The following is a 4,933-nucleotide window of genomic DNA, read 5'->3' as shown; positions in this document are numbered from 1 at the left end:
ACCAGCAGATACCCCCTGCCCGCGACCAGGACCAGCCCTCAACAGCCCAGCGAGGCACACCTACCCCAATTCATCAGTGGATCGAGGCTAAACCACTCCGCACAGCACTCCCCCACACCCCTACCTTCATGGCCCGACCTGGAGGACCTCGAACCAGGCATCCGCACTGTCGGCGGCCCGCCACCCCACGAGGGCCTAGAACACCGCATTGAGCACGCCTTGGCGCAACTGAGCGCGGTCGCCAGGATTGCGGCAAGGCGGACCCTCCCCCGGCCACAGTTCCAAGCATTTCCCGCAGTCGATGCCCCCGGCGCCGCCTATACCCTCGACGCGGAGAACTCTCTCCACTATCGGTGCATGGATGTACTGACCGGTCAGCCAGGCACGCGTCAAACTGTCGACGCCGACGAGCTGGTGTACTGGATCGTCGACGACGCGGCTCGCGCGGTCGCCTGGAGTTTTGCCTACCGCTCCCCCGCCGCGCGCGGCACCGGCGCCGACACGCTCAAAGCGACCGTGGCCCTGCCATTGTGGGCCGCCTTCGTCAGTGCGCTCGACCCGCGATGGGGCTCGAAGACGCAGGCCACGATTGACGCTCTCCTGCACAACTCCAAACCCACCCGACGCGCGAGCTAACCACTAAATGCGCAGGTGAGGGCCGCGACGACTCAATCGCTGCACTGTCGTTTTCTAGGGTTCCCTCAGCACGAAAGTCGTGCATCAGAGGGAAGGAAACCCGACGTGACCATGAAGATTCGCAGCCCGAAGATTCTCGTTTTTGATGTCGCCCCCAGCCGCTTGATGGAGATGAGCGTCGACTACTACCGCGAGTGCCAGATCGCGGGAGCCGGCAGTGTCGAGGTCGACGTGGCCGACGATGACACCACCATCGTCTCAGCGACCCGCTACCTGCCCGCCGACGCCGACGTCGCCGCGGTCGTCCGCGACGGGGTTCTCCAAGTGCTCTGCACGCGCGCCGGCCGCGACCCGATCATCATGTGCGAGTTCCCTGCGTGGACGAACTACACCGTGCACCGCTCGCGCCGGTGAGCCGTGCACGCTGACTCGTTGTGGCGGCGCCCGGTCCTGTTCAGCGCTTCGGAACTTCGCGGCCATCCATAGCGATGAAGGCACACTCCGAGGTGGCCGGCGGGTCGTAGACCGTCCTGTCGCAAGTTCCTACACGTATACGAGCGGTGCGGGCCCATCCCCCGGTTGGCGCACGTTGAGCACTGCTGCGTCCCTACAAGCACCAGCTGCGGCCCACGGAGCGGATGCCCCCCAGGACAATGCTGCGGCGGGCCGGGTTCCGCATACCCGCGCCGGGTCCGCCGTAGCCTCGTCACAGCTCCACATTCTAGGTGCGTGCTCGAACATATGTGCGCATGCTTGGGTCTGCATCACGTGGTTCGCCGGCCCCTTCGGAGCCCCCCGGCCTCGGGCGGTGGGGGTTGAAGATCACCTGGGAAAACGCCGCGTAGGGCCCGCTGACGCGCTTTCGACACGTCCGCCATATGCCTGGCGCTGCGAGCGGCTACCGTTGGTCAGCAGCGACTACAGGCCGCAGTTTGTAATGTTGCACCTCCGAGCAGGGCTAATGTCACCTGCAACATTGCGCACAACACTGCCGACAACATCACGTCCAATATCAAGGATTACATTGCACGCGGCACGGTCTTGCGCTATTGGCTGTGATAGTGGCTCTGGTACATGCTGACACGCAGGCAGGTAATAGTCAGGGTGCTATCGGCTGTGCGGCGCGCCGCGATACAAGTTGTGCACGCACACACAGCGTGGTCGACTAATATCGAACGCAGCACATATGCACCTTGTCAGCGGTGCACACACGCACAGAAGGGGTGCGCGATATGCCAGACAGCACTGCAGGTGTTGCGACACGCAATGTCAGCGGCAAGCGGCGGGCAGGCGGCGCTGAGGCGCAGCAGCCCGGCATCGCGCTAGAGCGGCTCGGTGTCGCCTCGTCGCCGGCGCTGATGGAACTCCTGCCCCGCCTAATCGTCACGGTTGCGGCGTGGAAGGGGGGAGTGGGCAAGACCGAACTCGCCAAGGAGTTGGCGTTCCTGCTCGGCGGAGTCCTCGTCGACTTGGACTGGGACGAGGGAGGGGCCACCCGCGCGTGGGGGTACCGCCATGAGACAAGAACCACCGCACCTCTTCTTGACGCGCTGGAGGCTGGCCGCGTGCCACGCCCTCTCTCGGGCGGGGGAGTGCGCGCTGACCTCATTCCGTCGCATCCCGACTTCGCCATCCACCAGCCACCGGCTGACCAGATGGCCTCGACACTGGAGAAGTGGTCGCAGTCGCTAGGCCGACCGCTGGTGGTCGACACACACCCGGGCGGAGTGAGCTCCACGATGGGGGCGGTCGCGGCCGCACACGTCATCGTGGTCCCGGTCAACCTTGAGACCCGGGCGCTGAAGGCGACCGAGAGCATGGCCAAGGAATTGCAGGGAGGCTATCCACTGCTGTTTGTCATCAACCGCGTGGAAGCAGCCCCAGAAGCCGAACTTCGCCAGCTGGAGAAGCTGAGCGACACCTTCGACATCCCGGTTGGCCCCGTGGTTTCCAGCCACACCTTCCTCAAGCGGCGCAAGCTCACGATGGCGGTATGCGCCCCTGGTCGTTCCGGCGAAATACCCGCTCGGGCAGCTGGTTTCGTTGAAGAAATGCACGAGGTGGCGCGCAGCGTCCTTGACCTCGCGCTCAAGGCTCAACAGTAACGGGGGAGAGGAACACCCATGTCCGACGGAATCGCATCCCTGCGCAACCGCAAAGCAGAGCGGGCAGGGCGCCAAGCGCCCCCTCCCCGTCACCCGAAGCCGGCCGCCCCGGTCAGTGCTGATGCGGGCCCAGCAGATGACAGGCTCCCCAGCTCGTCGACCGCTGCTCCGGCCCCCGCCGAGGAGCCGGCAGTAACTGTCAGCGCGACGCCGCCGCGGGCTGCGCCGGCGCCTGCGCCCGCCGTCACCGAGACCGAGACCGAGGTGACAGCCGACGTGGATCACTCGCCCTCCCGGCGGGATCTGCCCGCGCTGGAGATTGATTGGACCGACCCGCTAATGCATGTCGCCTCACCGACGCGGGTCAGCGTCGCCAACTCCGTGGCAGCGCGATTCAAGGCCGTCGCCGACCAGCCAGGGTCGGCACCACAGACCGAGCTCATCATGGAAGCAGTGAGCAGCCACCTCGCGGATCTCCCCGAACTCGTGCTTGCCCGCCGACCCGAAGAGAACGCCACGCAGCCCCCTGGCTTTTTCGTCAGGCGCGCACCTGTCCAGAAGGCGGAACCTGTTGTGCCGGTGTACATGCGGCCCATTGCGGGTGAGGTTGAAGCGCTGCGCCGCATTGTGGACTGGGTGAACAGCATCATCTTGGCGGGCCACCCCGGGCGGCCAAAGTCGACGCGTTCGGAAATCGTCACTGCCGCCCTAGACGCCAGCTATCCGAGCACGCGCAGCCGCTAGCGCAACCCCACGCGCAACATCACCCCTGACAGAGGTAGTGATATTACCTATGACACCACCCCAGTGGCCACCCTACTATCCGACTGCCAAGCCGTCGCGGCGCTGGCTTCCGGTCGCCATCATCGTCGCGGCCATCATCATCGCCACCTCGGTAATCGCAGCTGTCCTACTGAGCCGCGGCTCCGACACCGCAGCACCCGCTAGCCCCGCTCCGACAGCTGCCCAGAATGCCCCAGCACAGGGCAACGCCACCGAGACCAGCTCGACGTGCGAGGCGTGGCCTTCCACTAAGGCCGCCCTGACGGCTATCCCTCAGCTGCCTCCGGGCTGGGATTGGTCGACGCCGAATATCGACACCTACATCGGGAATCGGACCGCTGCGATCGCCAAGGCCTTGACCTGTTTGAGCCGCAGATTTCAGCCGAGCCAGCCACTACTGCATCCGTCGCGCGGCAGTATGTCGCGGAGCGGCGTACTGAAATCGAGTTGCTGCGCAATCGCACGTACACGCAGGCCGATGGTGTGGCAGCTACGGCCGCGTCCGCACGGCTCGATGAGCTGTGTGGTGCCAGCTAAGCGATAAATTGTGCACGAGGCGCATCGGCGGCGCCCATAGGCTCGATGCATGAGTCTCCAGGACCAATACGCGCCTGAGCGGCCTCCGGTTGGCGGTGCCCCAGCAGAAGGCGACCGTCGCCGCGCCGGCACCTTCTTCATGGGGTGGTTGATTCTTGCGGCCTCGATGTCGTTGGCCGGCAATGTTGGACACGCGCTGCTCATCGCCCCGTCCGAAACACGATGGCTGGCCGCACTTGCAGCTTTGGTACCGCCGATAGTTCTTCTGGCAGCGACTCATTCGGCAACTTGGCTGGTGCGAGCCCGTTCCGTCGGCTGGGTGTATTGGGTAGCGCTCGCGCTCACGGCAGCATTGGCACTGGGCTCGTTTGCGCTCTCGTTCGACGCTTTGCGCTCTCGTTCGACGCTTTGCGCTCCTTCGCAGTGATGCTGGGTATTCGCGAGTCCATGTCGTGGATCTGGCCGGCGGTGATCGACGTCGCTATCGCGCACGCGACTCTGTGCCTGCTGTCACTCACTAGACCCAAGCGGCCCAACGCATTTGCCCACGGCCGCGAGCAATTGGCTACGGCGTCGGCCACGACGACGACCGCGGCCGTGAAGGCCGGCCCCCGGCAGGCCCAGCCGGTTACGGCGGGCGAGGACCGGGCGCAGCAGGTGCCGCCACGGCCTTCGGTGCCATCGCCCAGTTCGGTGCCACAGCCCATTGAGAGCCTCACCGAGCACGCATCCGACAGCCCTGCGCGCGTCAGGAATGCGGTCCCGGACACATCGCATTTAGCCTCGATCCACCGATGAATTGCCTGTGTAGGTGGGTGTCGATATAAGGAAAGTGCCCCTTGAGCTGGGAGGATTGGTGTTCTCTACGCATC

The 4,933-nt window shown here is 65.2% G+C and carries 6 protein-coding genes; all 6 read left to right on the top strand.

Going from position 1 to position 4,933, the window contains the following annotated elements:
- Positions 1-357: 357 nt before the first annotated feature.
- The 6 genes from AB0876_RS34150 (at position 358) to AB0876_RS34125 (ending at position 4,859) form a co-directional block, all read left to right on the top strand.
- Positions 358-636 carry an immunity 63 family protein gene (locus AB0876_RS34150; protein ID WP_224863913.1) on the top strand — a complete coding sequence of 93 codons (279 nt, stop codon included), beginning with the start codon at positions 358-360 and terminating at the stop codon, positions 634-636.
- Between the two features lie 111 nt (positions 637-747).
- A complete protein-coding gene (locus tag AB0876_RS34145) occupies positions 748-1,050 on the top strand; it encodes a hypothetical protein (RefSeq protein ID WP_224865614.1) in 303 nt (100 codons plus the stop codon).
- Positions 1,051-1,868: 818 nt separating this feature from the next.
- Positions 1,869-2,741 carry a P-loop NTPase family protein gene (locus AB0876_RS34140; RefSeq protein ID WP_224863914.1) on the top strand — a complete coding sequence of 291 codons (873 nt, stop codon included), beginning with the start codon at positions 1,869-1,871 and terminating at the stop codon, positions 2,739-2,741.
- 18 nt (positions 2,742-2,759) lie between these two features.
- Positions 2,760-3,485, top strand: a complete 726-nt coding sequence (locus AB0876_RS34135) for a hypothetical protein (RefSeq protein ID WP_047041163.1) — start codon at positions 2,760-2,762, stop codon at positions 3,483-3,485.
- A 625-nt stretch (positions 3,486-4,110) separates the two neighbouring features.
- On the top strand, positions 4,111-4,488 hold the full coding sequence (locus AB0876_RS34130) for a hypothetical protein (protein ID WP_074328210.1): 378 nt from the start codon (positions 4,111-4,113) through the stop codon (positions 4,486-4,488).
- Complete coding sequence (locus AB0876_RS34125; protein ID WP_047041168.1) at positions 4,488-4,859, top strand: hypothetical protein; 372 nt, start codon at positions 4,488-4,490, stop codon at positions 4,857-4,859. Before AB0876_RS34130 ends, AB0876_RS34125 begins: the two co-directional genes overlap by 1 nt.
- Positions 4,860-4,933 lie beyond the last annotated feature (74 nt).

The sequence above is a fragment of the Mycobacterium sp. NPDC049093 genome (assembly GCF_040704635.1).
In the GTDB taxonomy this organism is placed as follows: domain Bacteria; phylum Actinomycetota; class Actinomycetes; order Mycobacteriales; family Mycobacteriaceae; genus Mycobacterium.
This window is presented reverse-complemented; position numbering and strand designations above follow the sequence as displayed.

What these genes read in the sequence shown, in the direction of transcription:
- AB0876_RS34150 (WP_224863913.1), top strand. Translation starts at nt 358, where the DNA reads ATGGATGTACTGACCGGTCAGCCAGGCACGCGTCAAACTGTCGACGCC.
- AB0876_RS34145 (WP_224865614.1), top strand. Translation starts at nt 748, where the DNA reads ATGAAGATTCGCAGCCCGAAGATTCTCGTTTTTGATGTCGCCCCCAGC.
- AB0876_RS34135 (WP_047041163.1), top strand. Translation starts at nt 2,760, where the DNA reads ATGTCCGACGGAATCGCATCCCTGCGCAACCGCAAAGCAGAGCGGGCA.
- AB0876_RS34130 (WP_074328210.1), top strand. Translation starts at nt 4,111, where the DNA reads ATGAGTCTCCAGGACCAATACGCGCCTGAGCGGCCTCCGGTTGGCGGT.
- AB0876_RS34140 (WP_224863914.1), top strand. Translation starts at nt 1,869, where the DNA reads ATGCCAGACAGCACTGCAGGTGTTGCGACACGCAATGTCAGCGGCAAG.
- AB0876_RS34125 (WP_047041168.1), top strand. Translation starts at nt 4,488, where the DNA reads ATGCTGGGTATTCGCGAGTCCATGTCGTGGATCTGGCCGGCGGTGATC.